This is a genomic window from Bradyrhizobium sp. sBnM-33 (assembly GCF_032917945.1).
Classification (GTDB): domain Bacteria; phylum Pseudomonadota; class Alphaproteobacteria; order Rhizobiales; family Xanthobacteraceae; genus Bradyrhizobium.
The window spans coordinates 9,035,834-9,051,165 of sequence record NZ_CP136624.1 but is presented as its reverse complement, the minus strand read 5'-3'; the positions used below and the strand labels follow the sequence as shown (position 1 = coordinate 9,051,165).

General features: G+C 63.0%; 14 protein-coding genes. 8 read left to right on the top strand and 6 right to left on the bottom strand.

What is annotated here, in order from left to right:
- The first annotated feature begins 213 nt into the window (after nt 1–213).
- The 3 genes from ispG (at nt 214) to RX328_RS42605 (ending at nt 4,110) form a co-directional block, all read left to right on the top strand.
- Entirely contained in the window at nt 214–1,506 is a 1,293-nt protein-coding gene (gene ispG, locus RX328_RS42615) for a flavodoxin-dependent (E)-4-hydroxy-3-methylbut-2-enyl-diphosphate synthase (protein WP_213253425.1), read from the top strand.
- A 162-nt stretch (nt 1,507–1,668) separates the two neighbouring features.
- Nucleotides 1,669–2,562 carry a TauD/TfdA dioxygenase family protein gene (locus RX328_RS42610; RefSeq protein ID WP_213253424.1) on the top strand — a complete coding sequence of 298 codons (894 nt, stop codon included), beginning with the start codon at nt 1,669–1,671 and terminating at the stop codon, nt 2,560–2,562.
- Nucleotides 2,563–2,772: 210 nt separating this feature from the next.
- Complete coding sequence (locus RX328_RS42605; protein WP_213253423.1) at nt 2,773–4,110, top strand: Rieske 2Fe-2S domain-containing protein; 1,338 nt, start codon at nt 2,773–2,775, stop codon at nt 4,108–4,110.
- A 121-nt stretch (nt 4,111–4,231) separates the two neighbouring features.
- On the opposite strand, the gene RX328_RS42600 is transcribed toward RX328_RS42605, so the two are convergent.
- On the bottom strand, nt 4,232–5,839 hold the full coding sequence (locus RX328_RS42600) for a Na+/H+ antiporter (protein WP_213253422.1): 1,608 nt from the start codon (nt 5,837–5,839) through the stop codon (nt 4,232–4,234).
- A gap of 247 nt (nt 5,840–6,086) precedes the next feature.
- Complete coding sequence (locus tag RX328_RS42595; protein ID WP_213253421.1) at nt 6,087–6,461, bottom strand: nuclear transport factor 2 family protein; 375 nt, start codon at nt 6,459–6,461, stop codon at nt 6,087–6,089.
- A gap of 317 nt (nt 6,462–6,778) precedes the next feature.
- On the opposite strand from RX328_RS42595, the gene RX328_RS42590 reads away from it, so the two are divergent.
- A complete protein-coding gene (locus RX328_RS42590; RefSeq protein ID WP_213253420.1) occupies nt 6,779–8,545 on the top strand; it encodes a caspase domain-containing protein in 1,767 nt (588 codons plus the stop codon).
- 83 nt (nt 8,546–8,628) lie between these two features.
- On the opposite strand, the gene RX328_RS42585 is transcribed toward RX328_RS42590, so the two are convergent.
- Nucleotides 8,629–9,309: a DUF1345 domain-containing protein gene (locus RX328_RS42585; protein ID WP_213253419.1), complete on the bottom strand. Its 681-nt coding sequence runs from the start codon at nt 9,307–9,309 to the stop codon at nt 8,629–8,631.
- 21 nt (nt 9,310–9,330) lie between these two features.
- Nucleotides 9,331–10,251, bottom strand: coding sequence for a polyprenyl synthetase family protein (locus RX328_RS42580; protein WP_213253418.1), 921 nt, complete (start codon nt 10,249–10,251; stop codon nt 9,331–9,333).
- Between the two features lie 151 nt (nt 10,252–10,402).
- Between RX328_RS42580 and mtgA the strand changes: the two genes are divergently transcribed.
- The 3 genes from mtgA to RX328_RS42565 all read left to right on the top strand — a co-directional run bounded on the left by mtgA (nt 10,403) and on the right by RX328_RS42565 (nt 12,277).
- Nucleotides 10,403–11,104, top strand: a complete 702-nt coding sequence (gene mtgA / locus RX328_RS42575) for a monofunctional biosynthetic peptidoglycan transglycosylase (protein WP_213253465.1) — start codon at nt 10,403–10,405, stop codon at nt 11,102–11,104.
- Between the two features lie 156 nt (nt 11,105–11,260).
- Nucleotides 11,261–11,443, top strand: coding sequence for a 50S ribosomal protein L32 (gene rpmF, locus RX328_RS42570; RefSeq protein WP_028347701.1), 183 nt, complete (start codon nt 11,261–11,263; stop codon nt 11,441–11,443).
- 132 nt (nt 11,444–11,575) lie between these two features.
- Entirely contained in the window at nt 11,576–12,277 is a 702-nt protein-coding gene (locus RX328_RS42565) for a hypothetical protein (RefSeq protein ID WP_213253417.1), read from the top strand.
- Between the two features lies 1 nt (nt 12,278).
- Here RX328_RS42565 and RX328_RS42560 read toward each other — a convergent pair whose 3' ends face one another.
- Complete coding sequence (locus tag RX328_RS42560) at nt 12,279–12,566, bottom strand: hypothetical protein (protein ID WP_249726728.1); 288 nt, start codon at nt 12,564–12,566, stop codon at nt 12,279–12,281.
- A gap of 233 nt (nt 12,567–12,799) precedes the next feature.
- Here RX328_RS42560 and RX328_RS42555 point away from each other — a divergent pair, with 233 nt between their 5' ends.
- Nucleotides 12,800–14,491, top strand: a complete 1,692-nt coding sequence (locus tag RX328_RS42555; protein WP_213253416.1) for a putative bifunctional diguanylate cyclase/phosphodiesterase — start codon at nt 12,800–12,802, stop codon at nt 14,489–14,491.
- 143 nt (nt 14,492–14,634) lie between these two features.
- Here the strand turns inward: RX328_RS42555 and phaR are convergent, their stop codons facing one another.
- Entirely contained in the window at nt 14,635–15,234 is a 600-nt protein-coding gene (gene phaR, locus RX328_RS42550; protein WP_213253415.1) for a polyhydroxyalkanoate synthesis repressor PhaR, read from the bottom strand.
- Nucleotides 15,235–15,332 lie beyond the last annotated feature (98 nt).

Below are 15,332 nucleotides of genomic sequence, written 5' to 3'. Positions count from 1 at the left end.
AAAGGCGGTCTGGCGCACGCCTGCCCTTTCAATTCGGCGATTCCTGTCCAATATATCGGTTAACGGAAGACGAGGTCTTTTGCCCTGCTTTCGGCGGCTGCGGCTGGCCTAAGCTACTGAACATACAAGATAAAAGTACGCTATGTGACAAGGCGCACACTGCCTTCGCCGCCCCCTTGGTACATGTCACCAAAACCTGATATTCGAGGCCCCATGAACAAGCCCGAAATAATCCCGCAAGACGACGTCGCTGGCCCCCGCGGCCGGCACAAAACCACCCAAGTCATGGTCGGCAATGTTGCCGTCGGTGGGGGTGCACCGATCGTCGTGCAGTCGATGACCAACACCGACACCGCCGATGTCGAAGGCACAATCGCGCAGGTCGCGGCGCTATCGCGCGCCGGATCGGAAATGGTGCGCATCACGGTGGACCGCGAGGAAGCTGCTGCCGCCGTTCCGCACATCCGCGACGGCCTGCGCAAGCGCGGCATCACCACGCCCCTGATCGGCGATTTCCACTATATCGGCCACAAGCTGCTCGCCGAATATCCGGCCTGCGCCGAAGCGCTCGACAAGTACCGCATCAATCCCGGCAATGTCGGCTTCAAGAACAAGCGCGACACGCAATTCGCCGACATCATCGAGATCGCCAACAAGAACAACAAGCCGGTCCGCATCGGCGCCAATTGGGGTTCGCTCGACCAGGAATTGCTGACCAAGCTGATGGACGAGAACACCGCTTCGCCGAACCCGCGCGATGCGCGCGCGGTGACGCGCGAGGCCATGGTGCAGTCGGCGTTGCTGTCGGCCGCCCGCGCCCAAGAACTCGGCATGCCCAAGAATCGCATGATCCTGTCGGCCAAGGTTTCCGCCGTGCAGGACCTGATCGCGGTCTATCAGGAGCTGGCGCGCCGCTCGGATTACGCCATCCACCTCGGCCTGACCGAAGCCGGCATGGGATCGAAGGGCATCGTGGCTTCATCCGCCGCGCTCGGCATCCTGCTGCAAGACGGCATCGGCGACACCATCCGCATTTCGCTCACGCCTGAGCCCGGCGGCGACCGAACGCTGGAAGTTCAGGTCGCGCAGGAATTGCTGCAGACGATGGGCTTCCGCACTTTTGTGCCGCTGGTCGCGGCATGTCCCGGCTGCGGCCGCACCACCTCGACCACGTTCCAGGAACTGGCGCGCTCGATCCAGGATTTCATCCGCGAGGAAATGCCGGGCTGGAAAACGCAATATCACGGCGTCGAGCAGCTTAACGTCGCGGTGATGGGCTGCATCGTCAACGGCCCCGGCGAGTCCAAGCACGCCAACATCGGCATCTCCCTGCCCGGCACCGGCGAAGCGCCGGCCGCGCCCGTGTTTGTCGACGGCAAGAAGTTCCGCACCCTGCGCGGACCCACGATTGCCGCCGACTTCAAGGCGCTGGTGATCGATTATATCGACCAGCGCTATGGCAAGGGCAACAAGACGCCCGAGAGCACGGTGACCGCGGCGGAGTAGATCGTAGCCCGGGTGTAGCCAACGGGTCGCGCGAATGCGCGCCCGATGACAGGCTCCGCGAAACCCGGGACTTTCGTGCAAGCTGATAGCTTGATCCCCGGATTGCGCTTCGCTCTATCCGGGCTACGATGGTTGAAAATAACAGCCATCGGAGAGACGCCCATGTCATCGCTGTCCGGCAAGCAGGGACCGCGCTACCGGCATATCGCCGACGAAGCCCAACCCTACGAGACCATTGCGGTCGAGAAACTCACGCCGATCATCGGCGCGGAAATCTCCGGCGTCGATATCGGCAAGCTCGTATCCGACGATGCGCGCTCCAACCGGCAGATGGACGAAATCCATCGCGCGCTCGCCGAGAACCTCGTCATCTTCTTTCGCGACCAGCATATCACCCCGCAACAGCATCTCGCCTTCGGCCGCAAGTTCGGTGAGTTGCACGTGCATCCGGCGGCGCCCAATGAGGGCGACCCGGCGCTGATGAAGATCTATGCCGATAAGAATTCACCGCGCGCCAATGGCGAAGGCTGGCACAGCGACGTGTCCTGCGACGTCGAGCCGCCGATGGGATCGATCCTCTACATCAAGCAATGCCCGCCGAGTGGCGGCGACACGCTGTTTGCCAACATGTACGCCGCCTATGAGGCGCTGTCGGACCGGATGAAGACCTATCTCGACGGGCTGACCGCATTGCACGACGGCGAGCAGACCTATCGCGGGCTCTACGCCAACTATGGCGTCGCCGACCGGGTGGAATATCCTCGTGCCGAGCACCCCGTGGTGCGCACGCATCCCGTCACCGCTAAGAAGGCGCTCTACGTCAATCGCGGCTTCACCCGCCACATCATAGGCATCCCGCGCGACGAGAGCGATGCCATGCTGGCCTATCTCTACCAGCACGCGGAGAACCCGCTGTTCCAATGCCGCTTCCGCTGGACGGAAAACGCCATTGCGTTCTGGGACAACCGCTGCGCCCAGCATCGCGCGATGTGGGACTACTGGCCGCACACGCGGTCGGGCACGCGGGTGACGGTGAAGGGGGAGAGGCCGGTGTAGAGCTGCGTGTCGTGCCCCGGACGCAGTGCATCGCGCAGCGATGCACTGCAGAGCCGGGGCCCACGGTTTGCATCCACAATGGGTCCCGGCTCTGCAGCGCGTCACTTCGTGCCGCGCTGCGTCCGGGACACGTGAGCAGGACGGACGTTGACGTTATCGGCTACTCGCGCCATCTTCCGCAAAAGCAAGAACAACATCGGGAGTCGCCCCATGCTCCGCGCAGAAGACAACAAATTCCTCACCGAGAGCGGTGCAGGGACCGGCATGGGCGAACTGTTGCGCCGCTTCTGGATTCCGGTGCTGCTCTCGGAAGAACTGCCTGAGGCCGACGGTCCGCCGAAAAAGATCGTCGTGATGGGCGAGCAACTGCTCGCCTTCCGCGACACAAACGGCGTCGTCGGCGTCATCGATCAATATTGCCCGCATCGCGGCGCCAATCTCTGGCTTGGCCGCAACGAGGAGTGCGGCATCCGCTGCGTCTATCACGGCTGGAAGTTCGACACCTCGGGTGCCTGCGTCGACATGCCGACCTCCTATCCCGACCTGAACGCGAAAGATCTGATCCGCATCAAGTCCTATCCGGTGCGCGAATGGGGCGAGATGATCTGGGCCTATATGGGCCCGGCGAACCAGATGCCTGAATTGCCCGATCTGGAAATGGCGCTGGTGCCGCCCTCGCATCGCTACGTCTCGAAGAAATGGCAGGACTGCAACTGGGTGCAGGCATTGGAAGGCTCAATCGACACTGCGCATTTTACCTTCGCGCATCTCTCCTTCGAGAAGGAAGAGAACGAGATCCTCGACATCAAGAAGCACTTTGTGAACCCGCTGACGCGGGTGGCGACCGACCACATGCGCTGGATCGCCGAGGACCCGCGACCCGTCATCAAGATCAACCCCCATGAGGCCGGGCTGACGATCGCCGGCGGACGTCTCACCGGCAGCGATAATATCTACTGGCGCATCGCTCAGTTCCTGATGCCGGTGCATGCCTATGCGCCGAGCGCGATGCCGGGCGAGAACATCTTTGGTCAGAGCTTTGTGCCGGTCACCGATACAAATTGCTGGATTTACACCTATGCCTGGAATCCGGAACGGCCGATTACGGATGCCGAACGTGAGGCCTACGATCGCGGCAACGGCGTCATTGCGGAAGTCGACGAGAATTATGTGCCGCTGCGCAATAAGTGGAACGACTACCTGATCGATCGCAAGCTGCAGAAGACCCATAGCTACACCGGCATCAAGGGCGTGTCCGAGCAGGACGCTGCCGTCCAGGACAGCCAGGGCCCGATCGCCGACCGCACGCGCGAACATCTCGGCCCGACCGACCTCGGCATCATGCATTTCCGCAAGCTCGTGATGGACGCCGCCCGGGCGCTGCAGAAGGGCGAGGCGCCGCCGCATCTGAAGCATCAGGACCGCTATGCCGTGCGCTCCGGCGCCTGCGTCACCAGCAAAGCCAAGGACCTCACCGCTGTCATGATCGAGCGGTTCGGCGATGCCGCCGGCTATGTCGGGCCGGGGCGGAACGCGGCAGCGGAGTAGGTACAGCTTTTCCGCGTCATTGCGAGCAAAGCGAAGCAATCCAGTGTCGCTCAACAAACCTAAGTCTGGATTGCTTCGTTGCTTCGCTCCTCGCAATGACGAGGGGAGTGCTGCGCAATGATCACAACGTGAGCTTCCGATGCTCCCGATTGCTCAAACTGGCTTCCTCCAGGTCGAGGTCGCGTTCGATCCGTCGCCTGGTTTCGTCTGTAATCTTGCCGTCGCGGAGCAGGGCATGGATGAATTTCCGCTCGGCTCCAATCAATTCCAGCGTCAGTTCGGCGCCCGCAGCCGTAGCGTCGTGTGCGTCGGGTTCAAGTGAATTGGGAAGCTGGCTCGTGCGTATCTCGTGCCGTGCGCGCAGCAGCTTGACGACTTCATCGGAGAGTTCGCGGTCGTCGGTAATGACGTCGAGCGATTTGAGCGCTGCATGGAGCGCTTCGCGCCGCGCCGCGATCTCGGCTTCATGCTCCGCCAGGTGCTCGGTACGGCCATCCCTGGTGACGCCGAGCCATCGTGCCACCGGCGATAATCCGAGCCCCAATCCCACCAGCGTGATAAAGATAACGCCGAAGGCAATGAACAGGATCATGTCGCGGTAAGGAAACGCCTCGCCGCTCGGTAGAGCGAACGGCAGGGCCAGCGCCGCGGCCAGCGACACCGCGCCGCGTACGCCGGTAAAGGCGACCACGAACGCGGCCTGCCAGGATGGCGCCGGGTCACGCTCGCGGGTCCGCTTGCTGAGGAGCCGCGGCAGATAGGTTGCCGGGTAGACCCAGGCAAAGCGCGCGACGATGACGATGACGGCGACCAGCGCGGTTGCGAGCAGGATATCCTGCAGCGGAAATGCCTTCGATTTCTCGAATAGGAGCCGCATCTGGAATCCCGTCAGAAGGAACAATAGCCCCTCGACCAGATAGATCACGAGGTCCCAGAAGAAGATGCCCTGCAGGCGCGTGGCGGATGAAATCAACAGCGGGCCGTTCCAACTGATGTAGAGGCCGCAGGCCACGGTCGCGATCACGCCGGAGCCGCCGAGATGTTCGGGGATCCAGTAGGCGAGGTAGGGCGTGATCAGCGACAGCGTGATCTCGACCTGCGGGTCCCGCGCGCGGTGCCGTGCGCGCAATGACAGCCAGCCGACCGCGAGGCCGAACAGGATTTCGCCGATCACGATGACGGCGAAGGTACCGGTGGCATTCGGCAGCGAGAACAAGCCGGTCGAAATCGCTGCCACCGCGAACCGATAGAGGATCAGCGCGGTAGCGTCGTTGGCCAGTCCCTCGCCCTCGAGTACGACAAGAATGCGGCGCGGCATGCCGAGCTTGCGGGCAATCGCCAGCGGCGCCACCACATCGGGCGGCGCGACGATCGCTCCCAGCAGGAAGCCGACGCCCCAGGGCAGCCCGATCAGATAGTGTGTTGCGGCCGCGACCGCGAAGGCGGTGAAGATCACGCAGCCGACCGACAGCAGGATGATCGGACGGAGATTGTATTTGAATTCGCGCCAGCTCATGGCGACGCTCGCCGAATAGATCAGCGGCGGCAGAAACACCAGCAGCACCAGCTCGGGCGGCAATTCTACCGTCGGCATGCCCGGCACGAAGGCCAGCGCGATGCCGGCGAGCAGCAGCAGGATGGCCGGGGCGACGTTGATTCGCCGCGCCAGCAATGCGGTGCCTGCCAGCACCGCGAGCAGGATCAAAAAGATCTGAAATTTGGCTTCCATGATCGCCCCCTTCGCAGGGAAAAACCGCGAGGTCAATGCGCAGGGCGCGCGCTCACGAACGAAGGGCGATGCGTTTTGAAATCGTTCCTGACAAAACTATGAGAGCGCATCAGACCGCGCCCCGGCGTCGGCAGGCGAAGCGGACGGGAGCATTGCCGTGGAGCAAACTGGTGGGCATGCCAATTGTGATCGGCGCCAGGATCGGCGATCTTCCTGGCCGCGCGCGCGTCGGGGGCTTGAGTAGATATTACTCACGCAGATCGTAGCGATAGGATTTCGAGACGATCTTCCAGCCGTCGCGCAGCTTCATCGCTACCAGATAGTCGGTGAAATAGCGCGGCGGCAACTGGCAGCGCACCTTGATGAAGGCGGTCTGATCATCCGAGCGATCAATCGTCACGATGAAATCCTCGCGCGGCTTTCCTTCAGCCTTGGCGGAGGGCCGCTTGCGTACCCGGTCGAGCCAGTCCGGCACGGTCAGCACCTGCAACTCGCCCTTCTCCAGCCAGCGCAAATCGGCGCTTCTGTCAAAGATCGCGCCGAGCTTGTCGGCATCGCCCTCATAGAGGCCATCGAAATAGGTCTGCACCACGGCTTCGACAGTCGATCGGTCTGGGCTCACGGCTTTCCTCCCGGGCAAGACAGAAATCATTCGAGGCGAATTTAGCCATGGACCGGCGGATTGCGCTATTGAGAAAAGGTGAACGCTCGCATCGTTGCCGAAGAATGCGCCTGTCCCGCGGGGCTGCGCCGGGAACCCCGGTGGAAACGGCAAAGGCGGTGACCGAACCTGCGGGCCTGTTCGCCTGACTAAGGATATAGCGAGGGGGCCGATTCACGTCTGCGTGGTTCGTGACTTAACTCACAAAGCGGTGGTCTCGCTTCTGATAGGCAGACCGGTGTGGTAAAAAAGTACGAGACTCCGGAGGAGTCATGATGATGTCTGGATCGCTAAAATTGTGCCGATGGGCACTTGCAGCCGCCGCCTTCCTGCTGGTGAGCGAGCCGGCCTTTGCCGAGAAGCGCGTCGCGCTGATCCTCGGCAACTCCGCCTACCAGAATGTCGCACCGCTCACCAACCCGGTTAACGACAGTTCCAAAATCGCGGCGACGCTGAAGGACGCTGGCTTCGACGTCGTCGATTCCCGCCGCGACTTGCCGGCGGCCGAAACCCGTCGCGCGCTGCGCGACTTCGCCGATCGCGCGCGCGATGCCGATATCGCCGTGGTCTATTACGCCGGCCACGGGATCGAAGTTGACGGCGCGAACTACCTGATTCCCGTCGATGCGCGGCTGGAACGCGATACCGACATTTATGACGAGGGCCTCTCGCTCGATCGCATCCTGATTGCAATCGAGCCGGCCAAGAAGCTGCGACTCGTGATTCTCGACGCCTGCCGCGACAATCCGTTTGCCCGCACCATGAAGCGTACCGTCGCGTCGCGTGCGATCGGGCAGGGGCTTGCCAAGGTCGAGCCGACCAGTCCGAACGTCCTGATCGCGTATTCGGCCAAGGCCGGTTCGACGGCGGCCGACGGTGACGGCCAGAACAGCCCGTTCACGGCGGCGCTATCGAATCATTTGACCAAGCCCGGGCTCGACGTGCGCCGCGCGTTCGGCTTTGTCCGCGACGAGGTGCTCAAGACCACCAACAATCGGCAGGAACCCTTTGTGTATGGTTCGCTGGGCGGTGAAGACGTGCCGCTGGTGCCGGCACCGCGCGCGGCGCCGGCGACCGCTGCGCCAGCCCTGAGCGCGCAGGCCGAAGCCCGCCGCGACTACGAACTGGCGCTACAGATCGGCAACAAGAGCGCGCTCAACGCCTTCCTTGCGCAATATCCCGACGGCTTCTATTCGAGCCTCGCAAAACTTCAGCTCGACAAGATCGCGGCCGAGGAGGCGCGCGTTGCGGCGACCGAGAAGGCGCGGCTGGCCGAGCAGGAGCGGGCGCGGCTTGCCGCCGAGGGCGCCCAGAAGTCGCAGCAGGCAAAGGCCGCGGCGGAAGCCAAGGCTGCCGAGCAGGCGCGCATCGCGGCTGAAAAGGCCAAGCAGGTGGCGCAGGAGCAGGCGGCCGCGGCCGAGCAGAAGCGCGTCGCCGCCGAAAGCGCAGCCGCCGACAAGGCGTCGGCTCCAGCACCTGCGGAGAAGGACAAAGCCGTAAACGTTGCTGCCCTCACGGCCGGCACGCCGCAGGCCGACGTCACAAAATCGGTGCAGGCCGAACTGCGCCGCGTCGGCTGCCTGACCGGCAATGCCGACGGCAACTGGAATAGCGCCTCGCAGCGGTCGCTGACCCTGTTCAACCGCTACGCCGGAACCAAGCTCGACACCAGGGTCGCCAGCGTCGATACGCTCGATACGATCAAGCTGAAATCGGCGCGCGTATGCCCGCTGGTCTGCGAGCACGGCTTCAAGGCCGAGGGCGAGCGCTGTACCAAGATCACCTGCGCTGAGGGCTCGTTCCTTAACAACGACAATGAATGCGAGAAGCGCAGCGCCAGGAAACCGGTCGCCAAGCGCGATAGGCCGGAACCAAGGCGCGTTCCGGAGGCAAGGCAAGCTCCAGAACCAAAACAAGTTATTGTCACGCGTTCTCGCGCGCCGACTGGTCCAGGGCTGTCATCGACAGGGCGTCCGCTTACCGGCCACGAACGTGCGGTGGGTTGCAACTCATACCAAGCCATCATGTCGGGTGTGTGCCCGTAGCCGCAGACACGCTTGGCCCCGACTCTTCTCTGTCCTGACTGCAGAGGGGGCCGGGTCCCGCTTCAAGGCCGTGACGCCAGCGATCAGATCACGCTCGCTGCGATATTCACCATTAAGGCCAGCAGCGCGGTGTTGAACACGAACGAGATGATGCCGTGCACGATCGCGGTGCGGCGAATGACCTTGTCGGTAATGCCGACGTCGGAAACCTGCGCGGTCATGCCGATCACGAACGAGAAGTAGACGAAATCCCAGTAATCCGCATCCCCGTGCGCTTCGCCGCTTGGAAACTGCAGGCCGCCGGGCTTTTTGCTGCGATAGAAATCATGGGCGTAGTGCAGCGCAAAGGCGGTATGCACCAGCGCCCATGATAATGCGATCGTCACTGTCGCCAGGATCAGCCCGGCCGGATTGCCTTTCGAGGCGCCGAGCTCGAACACGATCGCGCCAAGGCTTGCGAGGGCGCCGAACGCGGTCACCAACAGGATCAGGAAGCGGCCGTCATCCTGCAACACCGCGCTGCGCCTTATATGGCCAACGTCGCAGCGCAGCATCATGATGTAGGCAAGTACGAGATACAGTGCGGCGAAGACATCCCAGCCGACGATGAGACGTGTCGCCAGTCGACGTGTGTCAGGCAACAGGAAGAATACGGCCATACCGACAGCGAGTGCGACGAAAGTCCGCGGTCGCCCATAGACGACGCGGACCGGCATCGGCAGGCTCCGGAAGCGAACAAGGTGTTTCTCGAGTTCCTTGTCCATCCGCCCGCCTTCTAATGTGCGCTAGTTCCTGCGCTCCGCGACGAAGCGCGCGGCTGCGCGCAACACGTCGCCCTTGGCGCCGAAGATCGACAGTGCGGAATCGGCGCGCGCCAGGAGATCGCGCACGCGCTGCTTGGCGCCGTCGATGCCGAGCTGGGTGACGAAGGTGGTCTTGCCGAGCGCCGCATCCTGGCCGGTCTGCTTGCCGAGCGCTGCGGCGTCGCCCTCGACATCGAGCAGGTCGTCGGCGATCTGGAACGCCTCGCCGAGCGCGCGGCCGTAATCGTCGAGCGCCTGGTATTGCTTCGGCGTGGACTGGCCGAGGATCGCACCGGCGATGCAGCCATAGCGGAGCAGCGCGCCGGTCTTCATCTGCTGCAGCCGCGCCACGTCGACGGGTTCCCGATCGCCGAAGCGGCCCTCGCCGGCGAGGTCGAGGATCTGGCCGCCGACCATGCCGCCGATGCCGGAAGCGCGGGCCAGCGCCCGCGTCAGCAGCAGGCGCACATTGGCGTCGTTGTGGATCTCGTCGCGGGTGACGATGTCGAACGCCAGCGTCAACAGCCCGTCGCCGGCAAGAATCGCAGTGGCGTCGTCGGTCTTCTTGTGGAGCGTAGGCCGGCCGCGACGCAAATCGCTGTTGTCCATCGCCGGCAGATCGTCATGGATCAGTGAATAGCAGTGGATGCATTCGAGCGCCGCGCCGACCAGAAGGGCGGCCTCGCGCGGGACCCCGAACACCGCCGAGCTTTCGACCACCAGAAAGGGCCGCAGCCGCTTTCCGCCGCCGAGGCTGGAATAGCGCATTGCGTCCATCAGCCGCTTCGGCCGCGCGATCTCGTCGGGCAGCAGCGTATCGGATAACAGCTTCGCCAGCAGCGCTTCGGTATCCTCCGCAGTCTGGTCCAGTCGTTTGGCAAAATCGGCAGTGGCGGTCGTCATTAAGAATAGCTCCAGATCAATTTGGCCCGGACAATCGTTGATGGCAGGGGCTTCGTCAATTCCATGACGCAGGTCACAAAAGCGCTGGAAAACGCCCGAAATATCATCGAGATGTCACGTGGGTGGGGCCTGTTCAGCGGTCCCGGACGGCCTGGCTGAACCGGAAGCATCCAATTTGCGCATTGTCCGAATTTTAGTGCTGATCCTGCTGGCGCTGCTGTTGCTGCCCTATCTGGTGACGCCGTTCTACCACACCGGGCATCCGGTCTCGGCCCTGATGGCTTGGCGCTGGCTCAAGGGCGCGCCGGTGTCGCGGCAATGGATCGATTTCAAGGCGATTTCGCCTTACCTGCCGCGCTCGGTGGTCGGTTCCGAAGACGCCAGATTCTGCAGCCATCACGGGGTCGATTGGGGCGCGCTGCACGACGCAATCGACGACGCCGAGGACGGCGAGCCCACCCGCGGCGGGTCGACAATTACCCAGCAGGTGGCGAAAAACCTGTTCCTGTGGCCGGGCCGCAGCGTGGTCCGCAAGGTGCTGGAACTACCGCTCGCGATGTGGATCGATCTGGTGCTGCCCAAGCAGCGGATCCTGGAAATTTATCTCAACATCGCTGAATTCGGCCCGTCCGGGCAGTTCGGGGCGGAAGCCGGGTCCCTTTACGCCTTTGGCCGTTCGGCCTCGACCCTGTCGCCGCGCGAGGCCGCTTTGCTGGCGGCGATCCTGCCCAACCCTGTCAGGCGCAGCGCCCGCAATCCCGGCCCCGGGGTGCGCCGTCTGGCCGCCACCTACACGGCGCGGGCCAATGCCGCGGCGCTACAGCGCTGCTGGAGCGAGAATCGCGCTTTCTGAGCCAATTTTCGGCCGTTTTTACCGCAGCCTGCCCTAGCTTTACGCCAGCCCATCCTCTATAAGCGCGGCCTTATCGGCATCGCAGCCCGTGCGCGAAGCGCTGGGCGGTCTGGTTTCGGACGGATGCCTCCGACAAAACACCCCTAGAGGACCGTTATGGCCGTTCCCAGAAGAAAAACATCGCCCTCGCGGCGTGGCATGCGCCGCTCGGCGGACGCGCTGAAGAAGCCGACCTATGCTGAGGACAAGGATTCGGGCGAGCTGCGCCGTCCGCACCACCTCGACCTGAAGACCGGCATGTACAAGGGCCGGCAGGTGCTGAAGAAGAAGGAATCCTGACCGGACAGGGGATAAGGCGCCGCCTCCAACGGCGTCTGCCCGAATTTGGCCAACGAGTGGGCCAACGGTTCCATGGCGAAGCGATGCTTTGCCCGGGAACATTTCCGGTCTTCCCAGCAAGGCGCGATACCCATGGTCGGTTTTCCGCTGCTTCTGATTCCGCTCGCGATCTACAACATCATCGTCTTCCTGATGCCGGAGGTATCGTTCACCGATCCGCTGGTGAAGCTGACCTTGATGTCGGGTGCGGAATGGACGGTGACGCTCAGCGACGTGCTGCTCACGCTTAGCATCCTGCTGCTGCTCGCCGAGGTCATCAAAGGCGCGCGGCCCGGCGCAAAATATCTCACCGACCATCTGCTGTCGCTGATCGTGTTCGGCGCGGCGGCAGCTGAATTTATGCTGTGGCCGAAGTTTGGCACCTCGACCTATTTCCTGATGACGGCGCTGTCGCTGGTGGATTTCGTCTCCGGCCTCGCATTGCGGACACGACGCCGTGCCGTTGCTGCGGTGGCGCCTGCGCCACCGCCAAAAGCCGCCGAAAAAGCCGAGGTGCCCGCAGCCGAACCCCGAATCGAGCCAGCACCCACAGCACCTGCGACTGCTACGACAGCGACACCGGCGGCAGCCTCTGTTGCCGAATCCGTGTTGAAGGATCGCCCCGAGCCGAAACCGGTGCAGCCCGCCCTCGCGCCTGAGGCGGCCTCGCCCGCAGCGCCGTCGCCGGAAGGACCTGCACCAGAAGCCGCTTCGCCCGAGATTCCGTCGCCGGGACTGCAGCCGGGCTCGGGCTCTCCGCGATCGCCGGATAAGCCTGACACGCCCCAGCGCTGATCTAGATGGTTTGCTGTGTCCGGAAGCCGGTATTGCGGCACCGGATCAGGCTGGCACCATAGGCCGTCTGCGCATCCGCCAACGAGGCTCGCCTCAGGCCTCGGGTTTGCGGTATCTGATCGGCGGCCGCGATCAACTGTGCGAGGAAGGTCGGATCGGGCCGCGGCATCGCCGCTCGCTGTGACCAGTGCACGGACTGGGTGACCGGCACCAGCTCGACGCAGACCGGCTCGTCGAGGTTGACGAACTCGCCGTCCAAAATTTCGTCTGATCGATCGATATCCAGCATCGCACACCGCAACCGGCTAAAACTGTCACGTTTTGGGACGTTACGCCCCACTGCGATCTGACTTCGCAAGGCCTATGCCGCTCCCTTCCGCTTCGTTCCCGGCTGATTCGGAAAGTCCGTGAAACATGGTTTCCGGTTTATTTATCAACTTTGCCTAGCCTCTCGTTAGAAACAGCCACTATCCTCAAGGCAATTGGGAATCACCCGGTGGTGTCCCGAATCGAGGCGATCTGATGCCCCCTGTCCCGGAAGCCTCCAGCATTCTCGCCTCGCTAGGCCAGGCGGCTTTCGTTTGGGACCTGATAGCGGACACCATCGCCTGGAGCGACAACGCCGGCGCGGTTTTCACCGACATTCCAGCGGAAGCACTGGCGAGTGGCGCCGGGTTCGCCAGGCTGATCGAGCCCTCCCGTTCGATCCGGACGGATGCCCTCATTCAATCGCCACCGCCGCGGGGCGACGAAGGTGTCGCCTATCGGATCGAATATGGCGTGCGAGCCTCAAGCTCCGCACCGGTACTTTGGATCGAGGAAACCGGTTGCTGGTTTGCAGGACCCGACGGCAAGCCGGTGCGCGCACAAGGCATTGTCCGCATCAACAATGAGCGCCGTGCCCGCGACGAGCAATTGCTGAAGCTCTCGATGCACGATCCGTTGACCGGTGAACTCAATCGCACGCATCTCATCGCCTCACTGGCGGAAGCGATCGAGGAAGCCATGCGTCTCCGGTCGACCTGCGCCTTCATGCTGATTGGCATCGATCATTTGGCGCGGGTCAACGACGCGTTCGGCTTCGACGTCGCGGACGCTGTGATTGCCGAAATCGGAAAGCGCATCCGCGCCAAGCTGCGCGGCGGCGACGTGCTCGGGCGGTTCTCCGGCAACAAGTTCGGGTTGATCTTGAGGAACTGCACCGTCGACGACGCCAATATCGCGGCTGAGCGCTTCCTGGCAGGGATCCGCGACGAGATAATCCCGACTAAATCTGGTCCCGTCTCGGTGACTGCCTCGATCGGTGCGATCAGCATCCCCCGTTACGCCCGCAATGCCGATGAGGCCGTCAACCGCGCCCAGGAGACGCTTGATGACGCCAAGCGCCGCCGCGCCGGATCGTTCTCGCTGTGGAAGCCGAACGTCGAGCGCGACGCCCAGCGCCGCGTCAACATCCGCGTCACCGACGAGATCGTCACTGCATTGAACGAGCGGCGGATCGTCACCGCCTTCGAGCCCGTAGTCGAAGCGCGCTCGCGGCAGCCGGCATTCTACGAATGCCTGGTGCGGATGGAGCAGGCGGACGGGCAGGCGCTGCTGGCGCCCGATATCGTTCCGGTCGCCGAGCGATTGGGTCTGATCCGGCTGGTCGATCATCGCGTGCTCGAACTCGCGGTCGCCGAACTTGCGGCGTCGCCGAACGTGCGGCTCAGCCTCAACATCTCGCCCGACACCACTATGGACCCGGATTGGTGGACCGGAATCGAATCGCTGATGCAGGCACATCCCGGTGCCGGCGAGCGGCTGATCGTCGAGATCACCGAAACGGTTGCGATCCAGGACATCGACGATATCAAGGGCTTTATCACACGACTGAAGAATTTCGGCAGCCAGATCGCGATCGACGATTTTGGCGCCGGCTACACCTCGTTCCGCAACTTGCGCAAGCTTGGCGTCGACATCGTAAAGATCGATGGTGCCTTCGTGCAGAACATCGCGCGCTCCGCCGACGATCGCGCCTTCGTGCATACGCTGATCGATCTCGCCAACCGCCTCCAGATCAAGACGGTGGCGGAATGGGTGCAGGACGAGGAAGCCGCCGTGATGCTGCGCGAATGGGGCTGCGATTACATCCAGGGCCGCCTGATCGGGCTGGCATCGCCGCAGCGGCCGTGGAGCGTGGCGGGAGATGCGGCACTGCCGGCGGCGGGTTAGCTCAGCCGTAGCCCGGATGGAGCGAAGCGCAATCCGGGGAAGCTCAGGCAATTTGCGCGAGAGTGTCGGATTTCGCGGAGCCTGTCATCGGGCGTGCATTCGCGCGACCTGTTGGCTGCATCCGGGCTACGAGACTTGAAGTCTCACTCTTCCTTCTTCGGCTCTTTCGACATGCGCTCGAGGCGTTCCTGCATGTCCTTCATCTGGCGGCGAAGATCGTCGATGTTGTCTCCGTCGGTCGACGGCTCCGGCACCTTCTCAGGCTCGGGCGAGGTCGATCCGGCGCGCGGCGGCACGAACGGCTTGAACATCGAGAACGTCTGCTGAAACAATTCCATGTTGCGGCGGACATGCTCCTCAAGCGGCGCGAACGGTGTGCCGCTGAAGGTGTTGGTGAGCTGCTTGCGGAATTTTTCCTGCTCGCGCGTCAGCGTATCGATCGACTGCTCCAGATATTTCGGCACCACCAACTGCATGCTGTCGCCGTAGAAGCGGATCAACTGCCGCAGGAAAGTAGTGGGCAACAGATTTTGTCCCGCCTTGTTTTCCTGTTCGAAGATGATCTGCGCCAGCACCTGGCGGGTAATGTCATCGCCGGTCTTGGCGTCGTAGACGAGAAAATCCTCGCCTTCCTTCACCATCGCAGCGAGATCCTCGAGCGTCACATAGGTGCTGGTGCCGGTATTATAGAGCCGCCGATTGGCGTACTTCTTGATCGTCGTAGGTTGTTCTGACTTTGCCATAAGCTCACACATCGACACCGAGAGCAGGGAACCCGGCGGCCTCGCCGGCGGGCAGACAAGCAACGCAAACGCAGCAAAGTAAGCATTTTCAATGCGGT

Coding starts and splice junctions, on each gene's coding strand:
- ispG (WP_213253425.1), top strand. CDS start 214: ATGAACAAGCCCGAAATAATCCCGCAAGACGACGTCGCTGGCCCCCGC.
- RX328_RS42610 (WP_213253424.1), top strand. CDS start 1,669: ATGTCATCGCTGTCCGGCAAGCAGGGACCGCGCTACCGGCATATCGCC.
- RX328_RS42605 (WP_213253423.1), top strand. CDS start 2,773: ATGCTCCGCGCAGAAGACAACAAATTCCTCACCGAGAGCGGTGCAGGG.
- RX328_RS42600 (WP_213253422.1), bottom strand. CDS start 5,839: ATGGAAGCCAAATTTCAGATCTTTTTGATCCTGCTCGCGGTGCTGGCA.
- RX328_RS42590 (WP_213253420.1), top strand. CDS start 6,779: ATGTCTGGATCGCTAAAATTGTGCCGATGGGCACTTGCAGCCGCCGCC.
- RX328_RS42585 (WP_213253419.1), bottom strand. CDS start 9,309: ATGGACAAGGAACTCGAGAAACACCTTGTTCGCTTCCGGAGCCTGCCG.
- RX328_RS42580 (WP_213253418.1), bottom strand. CDS start 10,251: ATGACGACCGCCACTGCCGATTTTGCCAAACGACTGGACCAGACTGCG.
- rpmF (WP_028347701.1), top strand. CDS start 11,261: ATGGCCGTTCCCAGAAGAAAAACATCGCCCTCGCGGCGTGGCATGCGC.
- RX328_RS42565 (WP_213253417.1), top strand. CDS start 11,576: ATGGTCGGTTTTCCGCTGCTTCTGATTCCGCTCGCGATCTACAACATC.
- RX328_RS42560 (WP_249726728.1), bottom strand. CDS start 12,566: ATGCTGGATATCGATCGATCAGACGAAATTTTGGACGGCGAGTTCGTC.
- RX328_RS42555 (WP_213253416.1), top strand. CDS start 12,800: ATGCCCCCTGTCCCGGAAGCCTCCAGCATTCTCGCCTCGCTAGGCCAG.
- phaR (WP_213253415.1), bottom strand. CDS start 15,234: ATGGCAAAGTCAGAACAACCTACGACGATCAAGAAGTACGCCAATCGG.